The 17,694-nt window shown below is 41.5% G+C and carries 17 protein-coding genes and 3 tRNA genes; 12 read left to right on the top strand and 8 right to left on the bottom strand.

Translation table 11 applies throughout. The features are described 5' to 3' along the window. Positions 1 to 79: 79 nt before the first annotated feature. Entirely contained in the window at positions 80 to 514 is a 435-nt protein-coding gene (locus FTU39_RS11850) for a hypothetical protein (RefSeq protein WP_180052223.1), read from the top strand. Positions 515 to 555: 41 nt separating this feature from the next. On the opposite strand, the gene FTU39_RS11845 is transcribed toward FTU39_RS11850, so the two are convergent. Further along, the gene (locus FTU39_RS11845) at positions 556 to 1,224 is read right to left on the bottom strand and encodes a methyltransferase (RefSeq protein ID WP_180052216.1); all 669 of its coding nucleotides are present in this window, start codon (positions 1,222 to 1,224) and stop codon (positions 556 to 558) included. Between the two features lie 66 nt (positions 1,225 to 1,290). Continuing rightward, complete coding sequence (gene folD, locus FTU39_RS11840; protein ID WP_104488415.1) at positions 1,291 to 2,139, bottom strand: bifunctional methylenetetrahydrofolate dehydrogenase/methenyltetrahydrofolate cyclohydrolase FolD; 849 nt, start codon at positions 2,137 to 2,139, stop codon at positions 1,291 to 1,293. Positions 2,140 to 2,291: 152 nt separating this feature from the next. Here folD and FTU39_RS11835 point away from each other — a divergent pair. The 3 genes from FTU39_RS11835 to FTU39_RS11825 all read left to right on the top strand — a co-directional run bounded on the left by FTU39_RS11835 (position 2,292) and on the right by FTU39_RS11825 (position 3,307). After that, positions 2,292 to 2,365, top strand: a tRNA-Cys gene (locus FTU39_RS11835). Positions 2,366 to 2,380: 15 nt separating this feature from the next. Next, positions 2,381 to 2,466 (top strand) — tRNA-Leu (locus FTU39_RS11830). A 109-nt stretch (positions 2,467 to 2,575) separates the two neighbouring features. Beyond that, positions 2,576 to 3,307, top strand: a complete 732-nt coding sequence (locus FTU39_RS11825) for a hypothetical protein (RefSeq protein ID WP_180052215.1) — start codon at positions 2,576 to 2,578, stop codon at positions 3,305 to 3,307. A gap of 70 nt (positions 3,308 to 3,377) precedes the next feature. Here the strand turns inward: FTU39_RS11825 and FTU39_RS11820 are convergent, their stop codons facing one another. After that, a complete protein-coding gene (locus tag FTU39_RS11820) occupies positions 3,378 to 5,150 on the bottom strand; it encodes an alkaline phosphatase (RefSeq protein ID WP_179988553.1) in 1,773 nt (590 codons plus the stop codon). A 209-nt stretch (positions 5,151 to 5,359) separates the two neighbouring features. Here FTU39_RS11820 and FTU39_RS11815 point away from each other — a divergent pair. Beyond that, positions 5,360 to 5,445: transfer RNA gene (locus tag FTU39_RS11815), tRNA-Leu, on the top strand. 119 nt (positions 5,446 to 5,564) lie between these two features. Beyond that, entirely contained in the window at positions 5,565 to 5,990 is a 426-nt protein-coding gene (locus FTU39_RS11810) for a hypothetical protein (RefSeq protein ID WP_167845853.1), read from the top strand. Between the two features lie 25 nt (positions 5,991 to 6,015). Here FTU39_RS11810 and FTU39_RS11805 read toward each other — a convergent pair whose 3' ends face one another. The 4 genes from FTU39_RS11805 to rlmE form a co-directional block, all read right to left on the bottom strand. After that, a complete protein-coding gene (locus tag FTU39_RS11805) occupies positions 6,016 to 6,330 on the bottom strand; it encodes a DUF5713 family protein (RefSeq protein ID WP_131260668.1) in 315 nt (104 codons plus the stop codon). A gap of 91 nt (positions 6,331 to 6,421) precedes the next feature. Further along, the gene (gene folP / locus FTU39_RS11800; protein ID WP_207973931.1) at positions 6,422 to 7,276 is read right to left on the bottom strand and encodes a dihydropteroate synthase; all 855 of its coding nucleotides are present in this window, start codon (positions 7,274 to 7,276) and stop codon (positions 6,422 to 6,424) included. 174 nt (positions 7,277 to 7,450) lie between these two features. Further along, positions 7,451 to 9,340 (bottom strand): ATP-dependent zinc metalloprotease FtsH, encoded by a 1,890-nt coding sequence (gene ftsH, locus FTU39_RS11795; protein WP_004972155.1) that lies wholly within the window; start codon positions 9,338 to 9,340, stop codon positions 7,451 to 7,453. A gap of 136 nt (positions 9,341 to 9,476) precedes the next feature. After that, on the bottom strand, positions 9,477 to 10,127 hold the full coding sequence (gene rlmE / locus FTU39_RS11790; RefSeq protein ID WP_004972157.1) for a 23S rRNA (uridine(2552)-2'-O)-methyltransferase RlmE: 651 nt from the start codon (positions 10,125 to 10,127) through the stop codon (positions 9,477 to 9,479). A gap of 297 nt (positions 10,128 to 10,424) precedes the next feature. On the opposite strand from rlmE, the gene yhbY reads away from it, so the two are divergent. Together yhbY and FTU39_RS11780 are read left to right on the top strand one after the other, a co-directional pair. Then, the gene (gene yhbY, locus FTU39_RS11785) at positions 10,425 to 10,748 is read left to right on the top strand and encodes a ribosome assembly RNA-binding protein YhbY (protein WP_004972158.1); all 324 of its coding nucleotides are present in this window, start codon (positions 10,425 to 10,427) and stop codon (positions 10,746 to 10,748) included. Between the two features lie 6 nt (positions 10,749 to 10,754). Then, positions 10,755 to 11,294 carry a DOMON-like domain-containing protein gene (locus tag FTU39_RS11780; protein WP_019836762.1) on the top strand — a complete coding sequence of 180 codons (540 nt, stop codon included), beginning with the start codon at positions 10,755 to 10,757 and terminating at the stop codon, positions 11,292 to 11,294. 125 nt (positions 11,295 to 11,419) lie between these two features. Here the strand turns inward: FTU39_RS11780 and FTU39_RS11775 are convergent, their stop codons facing one another. After that, complete coding sequence (locus FTU39_RS11775) at positions 11,420 to 11,902, bottom strand: hypothetical protein (RefSeq protein ID WP_167845852.1); 483 nt, start codon at positions 11,900 to 11,902, stop codon at positions 11,420 to 11,422. A 323-nt stretch (positions 11,903 to 12,225) separates the two neighbouring features. On the opposite strand from FTU39_RS11775, the gene carA reads away from it, so the two are divergent. The 4 genes from carA (at position 12,226) to FTU39_RS11755 (ending at position 17,496) form a co-directional block, all read left to right on the top strand. Then, positions 12,226 to 13,365, top strand: a complete 1,140-nt coding sequence (gene carA / locus FTU39_RS11770; RefSeq protein ID WP_154320968.1) for a glutamine-hydrolyzing carbamoyl-phosphate synthase small subunit — start codon at positions 12,226 to 12,228, stop codon at positions 13,363 to 13,365. 15 nt (positions 13,366 to 13,380) lie between these two features. Continuing rightward, positions 13,381 to 16,611, top strand: a complete 3,231-nt coding sequence (gene carB / locus FTU39_RS11765) for a carbamoyl-phosphate synthase large subunit (protein ID WP_004972166.1) — start codon at positions 13,381 to 13,383, stop codon at positions 16,609 to 16,611. 82 nt (positions 16,612 to 16,693) lie between these two features. Then, the gene (gene greA / locus FTU39_RS11760; RefSeq protein WP_004972169.1) at positions 16,694 to 17,170 is read left to right on the top strand and encodes a transcription elongation factor GreA; all 477 of its coding nucleotides are present in this window, start codon (positions 16,694 to 16,696) and stop codon (positions 17,168 to 17,170) included. Between the two features lie 113 nt (positions 17,171 to 17,283). Next, positions 17,284 to 17,496 (top strand): hypothetical protein, encoded by a 213-nt coding sequence (locus tag FTU39_RS11755; RefSeq protein WP_004972171.1) that lies wholly within the window; start codon positions 17,284 to 17,286, stop codon positions 17,494 to 17,496. Positions 17,497 to 17,694: the final 198 nt, after the last annotated feature.

The raw sequence follows: 17,694 nt of genomic DNA, 5'->3' as shown, positions 1-17,694 counted from the left end.
CTTTGTCCACTCAGCTATGGCATACTTAAAACAAGAATGAAATGACATCAAAACATGAGACATGATCATGAATAAAACCATGAAGAATACAATGATTATTTTGGCTATGACGGGACTTGGGTTAGGTTTATCTGCTTGTCAAAGCCTGCCTGAACAAAGTGAAAATAGCTTTGTTGGATATAAAGTTGAAAGTAAAACAGCAAATACTGCTATTTTAGCTTACACCCTTGCAGGCCGTCAGAATCAACAACGTGATGAAAACAAATTACAACGTGCTTGCCAGAAAGAGCTAGGTGCACATAAAACCTATCAATTGCGTGTATTAAGTATTAATGAAATTGCCAATCCTGCTGCGCATCAACAAAACCCGTATGGCCGTCAACTTGGTCAAAGCCGCACCTCTATTGGCTTGTCGAACACACCTGAATTACACAGCAGCGAAAACTATGCCACCCGTCAAGCCCTAGATGCACGCCCGAGCACATTGCGTATTGTGCGTTATAGCTGTTCTTAATTTTATATAACGACAATATCTAAAATATAAGACGTGATGATTTATCGCGTCTTATAAAAACTCACATTACGAAACTCTTTGGCTTCATCTAAATCAGGCCATGTGGTCGCACTGCGTTCATCTATTTTTATATATTGTGGATGGCTAAAATTTTTCACACGACTGTCTGCCACCCACACTTCGGGTGCAAACTTTAAAAATTCATCTAAAAAGAAACGATTGCATTGGTCATACAACACATCTGCTGCCAACAATACATCCACTTGCTCGGCTTGATACAGGTCATCTAAATACTCAAGCGCGACATCATTTAATTCTGCGTTGGCACGACAAGCCGCCAGACTCACTGGGTCAATATCACAGCAAATCACTCGTTTTGCACCTGCCATTTTAGCCGCAATAGCCACCACACCAGAACCTGAGCCAAAGTCCAAAACCACCTTATCTTTGACATGCTGCGGCTCTGCCAGCAACCATTGCGCCATAGCGAGTCCAGAAGCCCAACAGAAAATCCAGTACGGCGTATCATTCCAAATACGACGAATCACTTCATCATCAAGCTTATCGGTAGGAAATACAGGCGGAATAAGCCACAGTGAAATAGCGGTTTCTGGCAACTGCTGAGCCTGCAATTCACAATTTTGTATCACATCATGCAAAGCGTGTATAAGATGCTCAGGCGCTTGAAGAAATTGAAAGGTACAGCTCATTGGTTTTTTATTCGTTTTAATTTAAAAAAAGTCCCCTCTCCTTCTTAAAGGAGAGGGAGAATAGACTTAACCTAAAGCTTTCTCAGCAGCTTCAACCGTTTGACGAATTAATGTCGTAATTGTCATTGGGCCAACACCACCCGGTACAGGCGTATATGCAGAAGCGATTTCTTCAATCCCTTGTAGTTGAATATCACCCACACCGCCACCATCACGTGGATGGAAACCGGCATCAACCACTACCGCACCCGGCTTAATCCAGTCTTTTTGAATCAATTCTGCTTTACCAACAGCACCTACAATAATGTCGGCCTGTTTTACAAAGTCTGCCAAGTTTTGTGTACGTGAATGGCAAGTTGTTACCGTTGCATTGGCTTCAAGCAGCATCGCAGCCATTGGTTTACCTAAAATTGCTGAACGACCTACAACAACAGCATGTTTGCCTGCAATTTCAATGTTGTTTTCTTTTAAAATGGTCATAATGCCTGCTGGCGTTGCAGAACCATAAGCAGCCTCACCCATCGCCATGCGCCCATAACCAAGGCAAGTCACACCGTCTACATCTTTTTCAAGCGAAATTGCATCAAAGCAAGCACGCTCATCAATTTGCGCAGGAACTGGATGTTGCAACAAAATACCATGCACATCAGGATTGGCATTCAATTTTTCAATTTCTGCCAATAATTGTTCTGTGGTGGTTTCTGTTGGCAATTCTACTTTTAAAGAATCCATGCCCACACGACGGCAAGCATTGCCCTTCATGCGTACATAAGTTGCAGATGCACCGTCATCACCGACCAAAATAGTCGCTAGAATTGGGGTACGACCTGATTTTGCTTTTAACGCTTCTACACGTGTTAACAGATCAGCTTCAATTTGTTTTGCCAATGCACGACCGTCTAAAATTAATGCCACGGCACATCTCCAAATGTTGATATGAATCAATTTTGCAAATAATACATGATTATTTAGACTATTTTATTCTATATGTCGAATTAATGTGCATCTGCTCATTTAATAGTATTGTTTTTTTTTCAGAGCTTGCTAATATACGCATCACAAGACGCGGCGGGGTGGCAGAGTGGTCATGCAGCGGACTGCAACTCCGTGGACGCCGGTTCGATTCCGACCTCCGCCTCCAATCTTGTAAAACTATGCCCGAGTGGTGAAATCGGTAGACACAGGGGATTTAAAATCCCCCGCCCTCAAAGCGTGCCAGTTCGAGTCTGGCCTCGGGCACCATTTTAAAATAGATTAAAATGGTGCAAATAAAGAACCCAGCATTAAGCTGGTTTTTTTATGCCTAAATTTTAGGTTTTCCCCTCTTTATTCAATATTCAATGATGCCTCTATGAACCCTAAACAAGCGCTTCTTGATTTGCAGCAATTGCAACAACAATACCCTGCTGCATTTAAAAGAAATATTTTGTTTTATGGTTTTATTCAAAGCAAAGGCATGCTGGATGATTGGAAAGAAATGATTCCATGGGTCTTGGCCTGCCTGATTTTTATTCCTATTTCAATCAGTCTGGCGCACGGGATTCAAAACTTTGTAACGCAGTACGATGCCTTTCAAGCCAAGGCATTGGCGATTTTAGCCATCATGTTAGGTTTTATGCTGCTTCTACCTTATGTGTTGTATCAAATTAAACACAGTTCGGCATCGTGGTATCAACTACAGCAACATGCCACCATAAAAATAGCAGTATTGATTCTGCTACAAGCGGTAAATTTCGCCTATTTTCAGAGTGCAATTCTGCAAGGGATTTTATTCTTTTTCTGCATCAGTTTTGGTTTTGTACGTTTCTATAAAGAGAATATGTTCCGTGACCACATAAGCCTTGAACGAAAATATTGCTTAACGCAATTTCGCCGTGCTGCGTATTGGTCATATCGTCAAGCTGCTAAAATTCAATATCGGATGTATTTTTCCAATAAAAATAGCCCTCGTTTTGCCCAATTGAATCAGCAATATCAACATGCAATTCAGTTACATCAACAACTGATGCAGGTTGAACACAATTTATGTAAAAGCATTAAATACATAGATTTAGACAGTTATATTCAAGATAAACTCGATTAAAAACCTCCGCTTAATCATCAAAAAAAACCGAGCAACTTAGACTCGGTTTTCTGTAAATATCACACCAATTTTAAGCAGTTTTAGCGACATCAATGATTGGTTTTAAGTCTACACCATACTTCTGTTGATGACCACGCGTATCATCGAGTTTGTATTCACGTGCCTTAACCGTATCTATAAACTTCCAATCTGCAACCACTTGCGCACGATCAAAAGTCACCGTTAAATAACCACGTTGATTTAAGTTGCAATAATCCAGTTCATCAATCAGTTCTTGAAAGGCATATTCCAACGCTGCCATTTCGTCTGCAGGCACATTTAAGTAATACTCAATTCCGGGCGATGATACCGAGCTGGTCGCGAATTCCAACCCAACCTTATGATTTGTTTCATGTGTATGCAAGGTTGCAGCCCAAGCATTGTGAGTATCACCTGCCAACACCACTGCTTTTTTCCCAAGTTGCTGCAATGTCCCATACACAACTTCTCGCTCGTAGGCATAACCATCCCAAGCATCGAGGTTATAAGGTGCAACCGCATACAAACGTGCCTTATCTACTGCTGTCAAAGTTGGATCATTCGCTTTTAAACGCAATTTCAGCGTGACCAATTCTGTAATTTTCTGCTTCATTTGTGCAAGTGTTTCAGGTTGCTGATCACCATTGGTGATTTTCGCTAAAGGCAATAACAGTTCTTGTGGAATCAGTATTTTCGCCATCAACACTTGTTGAGCCAAAACATTCCAAGTAGCCTTAGACTGCCCCAACTGCTTTTGCAACCATTCTCGTTGAACTCCACCCATCAATGTGCGTTGATCACTAAATAAATCTGCCTGAAATTTAGCAGCATCAATACCTTCTGCCGTCATATAGTTAGCATAATCTAATTGCTTATGACGCGCCAAAATACGCGTATCCAGCATCATCAAATTCACCAAACCACCAAAATCAAACTGGCGATAAATATTCAAATGATCATTTTCTGCAACTGGACGAATTGGCATCCACTCGAAATAAGCCTGTAATGCGGCAATTTTACGTTCTATAAAGCTGCCTTCACCTTCTTGATGATTATCTGCACCCGCTTCCCAAGTATCATTACTGAGTTCATGGTCATCCCAAATGACAATAAATGGATGGCGTTGGTGAGCAGTCTGCAAATCAGCATCGGTACGATATAAAGCATAACGTTTACGATAATCATCTAACTTGATAATTTCTTTATCATTGTCTGCAGCAAAGGTACGTCCTAACTGTTTTGCATCGTCAGTCGCGTAGCCACCTTGTCCATATTCATAAATATAATCACCCAAGTGAATAATCACATCCAGATTGTTTTCCTGTGCAATTTCTTTATACACATGAAAATAACCTGCGGGATAGTTCGAGCAAGAACAGACCGCAAATTTCACTTGATCGCTGCGTTGTGGCAAGGTTTTGGTCTGTCCTATAGCAGAAACCGTATTACCAAAGCGGAAACGGTAATAATATTTAGTCCCTGCCTGTAAACGATCTGCGTCCACTTTAACAGTAAAATCTTGCGCTGCGCTGGTTTGTACTTTGCCAGTATTTACCAATTGCTTAAACGCCTCATCGCTGGCAATTTCCCAAACCACTTCAATGCATGCTGCCATGTCACTTGGCGTTACACGTGTCCATAAAATGATACGATCATGCAGCGGATCACCACTGGCGACACCATGCAAAAACTGCACCTTTAATGCATTTTCTGCTGTATTTTCATTGTCATCACCACATGCAGTTAATGCGACTGGCAATGACAACGCCCCAAAACCAGCCAAACTTTTTTGAATCAGCTCGCGGCGAGTTAAGCGAATGTTCATGAATATTCCTTTTATTTTTCTTGAGCGCTCAACATAGAAATTTATGATTTCGCTTTGATCTCAAATTCATGAAATATTGATGACAAACAGCAGAAATATACTGCAAACCGAACTTTTTTCAAGCTAATAAGTTGAATTGATTGAAAAGAAAGCAATTGTAAATAAATTTACTTGCCAAGATTTATTTCGTCCTCTATTATTGCGCACATGCCCGAGTGGTGAAATCGGTAGACACAGGGGATTTAAAATCCCCCGCCCTCAAAGCGTGCCAGTTCGAGTCTGGCCTCGGGCACCATTTTAATGAATCAAATCATTCAAATGGTGCAAATAAAGAACTCCAGCATTAAGCTGGTTTTTTTATGCCTAAAAAATATAATATTGAAAACGATAACACTTATGTGCCGATGATTTGAAATGTCTCTACAACGCTTTATCTTCTCTTTCAAATGGGTGATCTGTTTATGCTGCTTGCTCAGTTTTGCAAGCCATGCACAAAATCCCAGCCTTGAGTCAGCAACCGAATCCGTAAACCCAATTGAAACTGATGCAGAATTTTATGATGTTTTTGCAGGAACATTGCAATATAAAAATCAAGAATTACAATTACGTCGTTGCAGCTTAGGCAACAATTTATATTTATTAAATTTCCAAAATCCTGAAGAAGAAAAGCAACTCAAAACTTTGCTGCAACAAAATACAAAGTTTTGGGTCAATTTAATTGCACAGCCGAATGAACATAATGGGCTATATACGTTGAATGTTCGGGAAATTGCAGAACTACATACACAGCAAAGTTGCCATTTGGATGATGTTTTAGATGATTTATTGAATCACCCATAAATTAAAGCTGAAAGAGAGTGACCTATCACCACTCTCTCGTTGCAATCAACTCTTCCATTTCAATCTCGAAATAGCCTTGATCTTGCAGCACCATCATCATCGCCTCAGCAATATAATCTGCTGCGGTATCGTCCAAATCTGAATCCAGATCTTCAAATTGTGGTTTCATTTTATTGATGGCTTGCACGGTCTGATCAGCAAAATGATAAATATCGGTTTCAGATAAATTGGATTTAGACACGTGTTTTGCAAACTGTTGAATCAGTTGTTTTAACTCAGCAACTAAAATATCAGGATAAAATTCATCATCAAACATCGGGAGAAGTAAATCTGCAAACATACAGGCACTCAAAAATACAGAGATTCAAGCGTGCCTATATAGCATAAGCAGGGCTTTAATTCTAGCTTCGCCCCAAATCTATAAACAGCGATTAATTTGCTAACAGCATTGCTTGCCAGACTTTAATGGCATCAGACATAGCCTTAACATCATGCGCACGCACCATACAAGCACCTTGCTGAATACTGAGTAAATGTGCCGCTACAGAACCAACTGCACGCTGTGTTGGCTCTGCCCCACCCAAAGCTTCACCAATAAAGCGTTTACGAGACAATGCCGATAAAATTGGATACCCCATACCATTCAGTTGATACAACTCATTTAACAATTTCAAGTTCTGTTGTGCATTTTTAGCAAAACCAAAACCCGGATCAATCATGATATTTTCAGGCTTGACCCCTTCCGCCAAAGCATCAGCGACACGTTGCTGCAATTCTGCAATCACATCTGCTGTGACATCATCATATTGATCTAAATTGTTCATGGTAGTCGGTTCACCACGCATGTGCATAATAATCACGGGAATATTTAACTCAGCGGCTGTGTGCAACGCATTGGGGCGGGTCAGCGCACGTACATCATTCCAGATATGCGCCCCTGCAGCTACGGCAGCACGAATCACTTCGGGCTGTGACGTATCAATCGAAAGTACCACATCATAAGCAGATAAGGCTTCTACCACAGGAACCACACGACGAATTTCTTCTTCTACACTCACAGGACTAGCTCCTGGACGTGTTGATTCGCCGCCAATATCAATCACGGTTGCACCTTCTGCCATCATTTCCAAAGCACGCGCCACAGCAGCATCTTTTTCATTATGTCGCCCACCATCACTAAACGAGTCTGGTGTCACATTTAGAATTCCCATCACATGCGGCTGAGATAAATCTAAACGCAAACGTCCACATTGCAATACGCGCTTGGGTAATGGCATCAGCTGCATGCTGGTCTTCCTTTCAATTTGAAAAGCTTATTTTAACAAGGGTAATTTTGAAGATGTTGAATTCTTTTCAGTGCGCTTCAACATTACCAATATTCCTGTTGCAACGGCGCATAAACCACACGAATAAAAAAAGAGCCTTTATACAAAGACTCTTTTTAACATTATGTGAACTGATTAGCTCGCTGGTAATGGTGGCGGTGTGCTTGGACCATCAGTTGGTGTTACATCAATCACAGGATTGTCTGCAATATACACTTTCGGTGGCTGTGGCTCACGACCTTCCATAATGTCGCGGATTTGGTCACGATCAATGGTTTCCCATTCCAACAATGCTTTTACCATTGCGTGGGCAATGTCTTGGTTATTTTCCAAAATATCGCGGGCAACTTTATATTGCTCATCAATAATACGACGAACTTCAGCATCCACTTGTTGCTGGGTGGCTTCAGAAATGGTACGGCTGCCTAAACTACCCATGAATGATTGTTGTGTATCGTCTTCATAGACCATTACGCCTAACTTGTCAGACATACCGTATTTGGTCACCATCGCACGTGCTAATTTAGTCGCACGCTCAAAGTCATTCGATGCACCTGTCGACATTTGATTAATAAAGACTTCTTCTGCAATACGACCACCAAACAAGATAGACAAGTCGTTCAGCATTTTGTCTTTATAATGGCTAGTTTGGTCATGTTCAGGCAATTGCCATGTCACACCCAATGCCCAGCCACGCGGCATAATCGTTACTTTATGCACAGGGTCTGTACCCGGCAGCATTTCAGCAACAATCGCATGACCTGCTTCATGATAAGCCGTTGCACGACGTTCTTCTTCACGCAGCACCATCGACTTACGTTCAGGGCCCATATACAACTTATCTTTAGCATCTTCAAAGTCGTGCATATCCACCGTATTTTTATTACGACGGGCAGCAAACAATGCAGCTTCATTCACAAGGTTCGCCAATTGCGCACCAGAGAAGCCTGGTGTACCACGTGCCAAGACTTTGACATCTACACCTGTAACTGAAGGCAGTTTTTTCAAGTGAACATTCAGAATTTGCTCACGACCTTTAATGTCTGGCAAGCCAACCATGACTTGACGGTCAAAACGACCTGGACGCAATAAAGCTTTATCCAGTACATCGGCACGGTTTGTCGCAGCGATAACAATAATGCCTTCATTGCCTTCAAAACCGTCCATTTCAACAAGCATTTGGTTAAGTGTTTGCTCACGTTCATCGTGACCACCACCTGTACCTGAACCACGGTGACGACCTACCGCATCAATCTCATCAATAAAGATGATACATGGTGCATGGCGTTTAGCTTGCTCAAACATATCACGAACACGAGAAGCACCTACACCCACGAACATTTCAACGAAGTCAGAACCAGAAATGCTAAAGAATGGTACTTTGGCTTCACCTGCAATGGCTTTGGCCAATAAGGTTTTACCTGTACCCGGTGGACCTACCATCAACACACCTTTAGGAATAGTTGCACCTAAACGCTTGAATTTAGCAGGGTCTTTTAAGAAATCTACAATTTCAACCACTTCTTGTTTTGCTTCGTCACAACCTGCTACATCGGCAAATGTGACTTTAATTTGGTCTTCAGACAACATTTTGGCTTTAGATTTACCAAAGCTCATCGGGCCGTTTTTACCACCTGCACCGCCACCCATGTTGCGCATAAAGAACATGAATAACAAAATGATTAAAAGTACAGGGAAACTTGCGATCAATAGTTGCATTAACAAACCTTGACGTTGAGGTGCAGTACCTTCAACAACAACGTTGTTTTTAATCAGATTCGGCATCAGTTCAGGGTCTTGAACTGCTGGACGAATGCTTTCAAAGGACGAGCCGTTGACTTTTTCGCCACTAATTCTTTCGCCATCAATTGTGACTTGCTTAATTTGACCAGCATTCACCGCTGTAACGAACTCTGAATAGTTCATTGCAGTTGGCTTTTCACTGTTATTGATGTTGCTGAAAATTAGAATCAGCACACCAAGTATAATCAGCCACAATACGGCATTCTTGAAGAGATCGCTCAAAGCTTTATTCCCATATCAATCTAATTTGATCATGCCCGTTACTGGGTGACCTTTCATTCAAAAAGCTGAAGATCAGCTAGACAATTCATTAAAAACGTACAAAATGCACAATTTTTAACGGCTTGGCAAGTAAACTTTATTTAGACGCTTTTTTACGTCCTTGTCCAATAAGGAATACTTCTTTGGAACGCGCCCGTGAAGCAGCGGGTTTTGCTGTCTTTAACACATCAAAACTGTCCACGACCTGTTTACGAAATTCGTCAAATCCCGAACCTTGGAACACTTTGACCACAAACTGACCATTAGGTCCCAATACGCGATTGGCAAAATCGAGAGCCAACTCACATAAGTAAATTTGACGCGGTTGATCTACAGCTTTATTACCTGATGTATTGGGGGCCATATCGGAAATTACAACGTCTACCGTGCGTCCGTTTAAAATATTTAACAATTTTTCGAAAACTTCTTCTTCGCGGAAGTCACCTTGTAAAAAGGTCACATCTGGTAGTGCGTCCATTTCCAAAATATCGGAAGCGATCACCAAACCTTTGTCGCCGACAAGTTTCCCTGCGATTTGCGACCAACTACCTGGTGCTGCACCTAAGTCCACCACCGTCATGCCCGGTTTGATCAGTTTATATTTTTCTTGAATCTCAAGTAGTTTGTATGCAGCACGTGCACGATACCCTTCTTTTTGCGCTCTTTTCACAAAGGGATCATCTAGGTGCTCTCTCATCCACGCACGACTACTTTTGGATAACTTTTGGTTGGTAATGCGTGTTGCCATAACTCTCTTAGTAACGAATAGCCATCTAAATTGCGATTGTACGTGAAAATTAGCAAGCTTGCAGTAGACATCTGTATCTAAATGCCAATAACTGACAAGTTTTTTCTATTAAATCCATCGCTTATTTCTGTACTGTGGCATAAAAAACCACACTCATCACTAATGGATAAACCTAAGCAAATGTTCAATTTTGATATTTTTGTACTGCTGCAAGATCGCGGATTATTTGCATAGAATTTACAGCGTTTCAAATTGGCTTTTGTTATACTAAGCCGTTTTTAAAATTAGGTTATCTTTATGGCGGCTCTCTCTATTCAGGAACGCAAGCGTTTACGTCAAATTGGTCATGCACTTAACCCTGTAGTGATGGTTGGCGGTCAAGGTTTGACTGAAAATGTAATTGAAGAAACCAACCGTGCTTTAAACGATCACGAATTGATTAAAGTTAAAATTGGTGGTGAAGACCGTGAAGTACGTGCAGCTGTAATTACTGAAATTGCTGCAGCAACAGGTTCTGAAGTGGTACAAACAATTGGTAAAATTGCTTTACTTTATAAAAAAGCAGCAAAACAAAATGCCAAGTTGTCAAATTTAGTTCGTCACGCTCATTTGTCTAACTAAGCTTATATGGCAAGTTACGAACTCAGCGCCTTTGATCGTCAGTTTCAAGCGATTTCTTTGGTCGGTGCAATTGAACAACAAAGTCCGTTTAGCTTAAATGTAGGTTATTGGCTGCGTGATCCGAATCAATGGGTCGAATGGCCTGCATTGGTGGCTTCACATCCGCGTCAGGACTTTTTGTGGGAACAGACCTGCTTTGAAATTTTCATTGGCGTTCAGGGCGAAGATTTTTATCGTGAAATCAATCTCTCCCCTTCTCAAGCTTGGCAAGCCTATGCCTTTGAAGAATATCGTTATCCTGAGCAAATGCCACCCGTGGCCGCTTATGATATTGAGTTGAATCAGCTAAAACGTACGCATTATGGTTTAAATGTCAGTTTGGATTTAACCGAATTTATGCTGAAACATAAACTGAAATGGACAGATTTGTTTATTGGGCTGACGGCTGTGCTCAAAACCAGTCAAGGCGAGCAATTTTATGCCATGCAACACAGCAGCCCTGCCGCCGATTTTCACAATAAGCGCGATTGGCTACATCAGTTCTAACTGTGATTAATAGTAGTTTAGATTGAAACAACTAGTTTTTGGTTTGAGCAAGAAATTTAAATAAAAAAGTGAGGCGCATGACCTCACTTTTTTTTATGGCTGAATCAGCAACAGATTAAACTGGATTATGCTTGATCAGTTTCATCATTAGTTTCAGTTTTTGATGGATTTACTTTTTTCCACGCTTCTAGTGTGTGCTCTTTAGAACGCTTAAACGTTTCAGCCAATTGGTCTTTGTGTTTTACTGAAATGCTGCTGACATCTTCTTTCAACTCTTTACCAAGTTTAGAAAGATCTTCAATAATTGCGCTAAATTCAGTTTTTACAAAGTCTTTTAATTCGCCTAAATCTTTAGGTGAACTACCAAATTGTGCTTTTAAAGCTTCAATTTTTTGCAACACATCTTGCTTTAACTGACCCAATTGCTCTTGCACGCTGGCATTGAGTTGTTTTGCTTCGGCTTGAAGTTTTTCTTGCGTTTCCGCAACTACATCAAGCACCTGCTCTTTGGCATCATGCGTTACTTTTTCAAGCCTTTCAGCGCCTTCACTTACTGCTTTGATTGCACTGTTTTGTGGTTCAGTGGCTGATTTATCTTGTTCAGTCATTCGCTTTTACCCAAGGTCGTTGTTGTCTATAAATTAAGCATAAGGCAATTTAGACTCAAATGGGTTTTGGATTGTCTAACAATCGTAGATTGCTTACATTTGGACTACACGCTAAAACATAAACCTAGCAAAAAAAGCAAGTCTTTTATCTTACATATTCGTTAGATTCACAATGGACTTTTGGCGAGTTCATGCGTATAATGCAATGTTAAGTTCAAGCGAGCAGACATAGGAGGGTAGGTTTAAATATTGACCTTCCTTTTTTTTCGTCTACTCGCTTTTTTACAGCCCTATTTTTGTGGTTTTAGTTCAGGAGCTTTGGTTTGAGCACCCCCGCCATTTTAGCCCTCGCCGACGGTACAATCTTTAAAGGTACGTCTATCGGTGCAACGGGAAGCACGACTGGTGAAGTCGTTTTTAACACTGCCATGACTGGCTATCAAGAAATTTTGACCGACCCGAGTTATGCACAACAACTTGTGACATTAACTTACCCACATATTGGGAACACTGGTTGCAATGATGAAGATGTTGAGTCAGGTCGAATTCATAAAGTATGGGCAAACGGTTTAATTATCCGTGATTTGCCTTTATTACACAGTAACTTCCGTTCTACTCAATCTTTAGGCGAATACTTACAACAACACAATGTTGTTGCAATTGCCGATATTGATACCCGTAAATTGACCCGTATTTTACGTTCCAAAGGTGCGCAAAACGGTTGTATTCTTGCTGGTGAAAATATCACTGAAGAAGAAGCAATTGCAAAAGCACGTGCATTTGGCGGCCTAAACGGCTTAGATCTTGCAAAAGTATGCTGCGACCCTGAAGGTTTTGAATGGACTGAAGGTTCATGGGAACTTGGCAAAGGCTTTACTCAACCTGAACTTAAATATCATGTGGTTGCATACGATTACGGTGTCAAAACCAACATCCTGCGTATGCTCGCAGACCGCGGTTGCAAATTAACCGTTGTTCCTGCACAAACCCCTGCTGAAAAAGTCCTTGCGTTAAACCCAGATGGCATTTTCTTGTCAAATGGCCCTGGCGATCCTGCTGCATGTGACTACGCAATTGAAGCTGTAAAAACAATTGTAGAAACCACGAATACTCCTGTATTTGGTATCTGTTTAGGTCACCAAATTCTTGCACTTGCATCAGGTGCAAAAACAATGAAAATGCCGCACGGTCACCACGGCGCAAACCATCCTGTACAGAACTTAGAAACTGGTACAGTGATGATTACTTCTCAGAACCACGGCTTCGCGGTAGATGAAAGCACCTTACCAAGCAATGTATGTTCAACGCATCGTTCATTGTTCGATGGCACAAACCAAGGTATTCATCGTACAGACAAGCCTGCATTTAGCTTCCAAGGTCACCCAGAAGCAAGTTCAGGTCCACATGACTGCGCACTCTTGTTCGATCATTTCATCGAACTTATTGAAGCCGCTAAGAAGTAATTAAGGAGCGAAATAATGCCTAAACGTACGGATATTAAAAGCATCTTAATTATTGGTGCTGGTCCTATTGTTATTGGTCAGGCTTGTGAGTTTGACTATTCTGGTGCTCAAGCATGTAAAGCGCTGCGTGAAGAAGGTTACCGCGTTATTTTGGTAAACTCGAACCCTGCGACCATCATGACTGACCCTGCAATGGCAGATGCAACTTATATCGAGCCAATCACTTGGCAGACTGTTGCAGCAATCATTGAAAAAGAACGTCCAGATGCAGTACTTCCGACCATGGGTGGTCAAACTGCATTGAACTGTGCGCTTGCATTAGATGCCAACGGTATTTTAGCCAAATACAATGTTGAATTAATTGGTGCAACCAAAGACGCGATTGAAAAAGCCGAAGACCGTAAATTGTTTGATGAAGCAATGCGCAAAATTGGTCTTGAGTGTCCAAAAGCAGCAATTGCTGAATCTATGGAAGAAGCACTTGAGATTCAATCTCGCTTTGGCTTCCCTGTGATTATTCGTCCATCATTCACCATGGGTGGTTCTGGTGGCGGTATCGCATATAACAAAGAAGAATTCCTTGAAATCTGTGAACGCGGTTTCGATCTTTCTCCAACCAAACAATTATTGATTGATGAATCACTTATTGGTTGGAAAGAATATGAGATGGAAGTTGTACGTGATAAAAACGACAACTGTATCATCGTATGTTCAATCGAAAACTTTGACCCAATGGGCGTGCACACTGGTGACTCAATCACCGTTGCTCCTGCGCAAACTTTGACGGACAAAGAATACCAATTGATGCGTAATGCATCTTTAGCGGTACTTCGTGAAATTGGTGTAGAAACAGGTGGTTCTAACGTTCAGTTCGGTATTTGCCCGAATACTGGTCGTATGGTTGTGATTGAGATGAACCCACGTGTATCTCGTTCATCTGCACTTGCATCTAAAGCCACTGGTTTCCCAATTGCAAAAGTTGCAGCGAAATTGGCTGTGGGTTATACCCTTGATGAACTGAAAAATGACATCACAGGCGGTACCACTCCTGCGGCATTTGAACCATCAATTGACTACGTTGTCACTAAAGTTCCACGTTTCAACTTTGAAAAGTTCCCGCAAGCAGACGCGACTTTAACCACACAGATGAAATCTGTAGGTGAAGTCATGGCAATTGGCCGTAATTTCCAAGAGTCTGTAAATAAAGCGCTTCGTGGTTTAGAAACTGGTGCGTGTGGTTTTGACGAACAAATTGAAGTGGGTGCTGAAGGCGCACGCGACAAAATTTTAGTTGAATTAAAAGTTCCAGGCCCTGAGCGTATTTGGTACGTGGCTGACGCATTCCGTCATGGCTTTAGCTTGGACGAAGTTTTTGAAGCGACCAAAATTGACCGTTGGTTCTTAATTCAAATTCAAGACATCGTGAACACTGAAAATGAAATCAAAACTTTAGGTTTTGGCGATCTAAACGCTGACAACATCCGTTCGTTCAAACGTAAAGGTTTATCTGACTTGCGTATTGCGAACTTGATGGGAATTTCACAAAAGCAATTCCGTAAACACCGTTGGAACTTGGGCGTAACCCCAGTTTATAAACGTGTAGATACCTGTGCTGCAGAGTTTGAATCTGACACAGCATATATGTATTCAACTTACGATGAAGAGTGTGAGTCGAATCCTTCAGCGAAAGACAAGATCATGGTGATTGGCGGTGGTCCAAACCGTATCGGTCAAGGTATCGAATTCGATTACTGCTGTGTACACGCTGCGCTTGCAATGCGTGAAGATGGTTTTGAGACCATCATGGTGAACTGTAACCCTGAAACAGTATCTACCGATTACGACACTTCAGACCGTTTGTACTTTGAACCAATTACTTTGGAAGATGTACTTGAAATCGTACGTACTGAAAAGCCAAAAGGCATTATCGTACAGTACGGTGGTCAAACTCCATTGAAATTGGCACGCGCTTTAGAAGAGGCAGGTGCGCCAATTATTGGTACATCACCAGATGCAATTGACCGTGCAGAAGACCGTGAGCGTTTCCAGCAAATGATTCAACGTCTGCAATTGCGTCAGCCTAACAACAGCATTGTAAAATCTGCTGAAGAAGGTATCGCAGAAGCAGCGAAAGTGGGTTACCCGCTCGTTGTTCGTCCATCTTATGTATTGGGTGGTCGTGCAATGGAAATCGTGTATAACGAAGAAGAATTGAAACGCTACTTGCGTGATGCAGTTCAAGCATCTAACGATGCACCTGTACTGTTAGACCGTTTCTTGGATGATGCGATTGAAGTTGACGTAGACTGCGTATCTGACGGTAAAGATGTGGTGATTGGCGGTATTATGCAGCACATCGAACAAGCAGGTATTCACTCTGGCGACTCAGCATGTTCAATTCCACCTTATTCATTGTCAGATGAAGTACAGGACGAAATGCGTCGTCAAACTGTTGCAATGGCAAAAGAGTTGGGCGTTATTGGTCTAATGAACGTACAGTTTGCAGTGAAAGGCAATGACGTTTATATCTTAGAAGTGAACCCACGTGCATCACGTACTGTTCCGTTCGTTTCTAAGTGTATTGGCGAATCATTGGCTAAAGTTGCAGCACGTTGTATGGCAGGTCAATCTTTAGAAGCACAAGGCTTTACTAAAGAAATTATTCCGCAACACTTCTCTGTGAAAGAAGCTGTGTTCCCATTCAACAAGTTCCCTGGTGTAGACCCTGTGCTTGGGCCTGAGATGAAATCTACAGGTGAAGTGATGGGTGTGGGCAAAACTTTTGGTGAAGCATTCTATAAAGCTGTGTTAGGCTCGAATGATCGCTTACCAGGAATCCCAACTGAAGGCGAAGTAAAACATGCATTCTTATCTGTACGTGAGTCAGATAAACCGCATGTGGCGCGTATTGCAAAACAATTGGCTGATTTTGGCTTCAAACTTGTTGCAACGGGTGGTACGCATAAAGTCATCACCGATGCAGGTATTGAGTGTGAACGTGTGAATAAAGTGACTGAAGGTCGCCCACACATTGTAGACCGCTTGAAAAATGGTGAGATTCACCTCATCATCAATACTTCTGAAGGCAAACAGGCTCAGCAGGATTCATTCTCAATCCGTCGTTCTGCATTGCAAGGTAAAGTGTATTACACCACGACCTTGAATGGCGCAGATGCTGTATGCCAAGCCTTAGCGATTAAATTACCAATGGATGTATATCGCCTGCAAGATCTTACTGTAGGTTAATACATTTCAATAAAGTCCCGTCACCTTTCGGGTGGCGGGCTTTTTTCATTTATAGACTTCAATATTTTTAAAGAGGGACAACATGCAACGTTATCCTATGACGCCTGAAGGTAAACACGCTTTAGAGCAAGAATTACAACAACTTAAATCGGTTGAACGTCCACGTATTACTGCAGCGATTGCAGAAGCGCGTGAACATGGCGATTTAAAAGAAAATGCTGAATACCATGCCGCACGTGAACAGCAAGGTTTCTGCGAAGGTCGTATCCAAGACATCGAAGGTAAATTAGGCGCTTGCCAAGTAATTGATGTTAAAGAATTGGAACAAAACGGACGTGTGGTTTTTGGTGTGACTGTGACCATTGAAAACCTAGACACCGAAGAGCAAAAAACCTACAAGATTGTAGGTGATGATGAAGCTGATTTTAAAATCAATAAAATTTCAGTGAATTCGCCTATTGCACGCGGTTTGTTGGGCAAAAATGAAGGCGATGAAGCCAAAATTGTCACTCCGCAAGGCGAAGTGGAATATGAAATTGTGAATGTAGAATATCTTTAAGTTTTAATAAAGATGACTACACGCGATGCCCCTCTTTGAGGGGTTTTTTATTGCCTATAAATCATACAGCCGAGCTTATAGATTATACTGCGATAAAAATAGAGGAAAATAAGATGGAAAATCGCATCATTCATGCATTTGTTTATGCGCTTTCTGGGGCTGTGTTAGGACTGATTTTAATTCCAGTCTGGGGACTCTTTATCAATACACAAACCAGTCCTGTCAGTATCGTATTGGCATCATCACTCTTTTTTGCTATTTGGGGATTCTTATTTCCAAACAGTGTTAAAAATGTTTTTATGTATTTGTGGAATTTTTTAAGATAGATACTTTAAGCTTTCAAATCACTAAAGTGTAGTGGTCAACTAATATTTTGAACATTCCCTCTCCTTCTAGGCATAGGTATCTACACAATTTCCATGTTTTGCGTTAAATTGAAGAGCATGCTCTTCAATTTTAACATCTCTCGCTTAGATCAGCGCCTTGTCAAACGTTACAACAACCTTGTTCAGTTCAATATGAAT

Origin of the sequence: Acinetobacter sp. YH12099, from assembly GCF_013419195.1 — a bacterium.
In the GTDB taxonomy this organism is placed as follows: domain Bacteria; phylum Pseudomonadota; class Gammaproteobacteria; order Pseudomonadales; family Moraxellaceae; genus Acinetobacter; species Acinetobacter towneri.
This window is presented reverse-complemented; position numbering and strand designations above follow the sequence as displayed.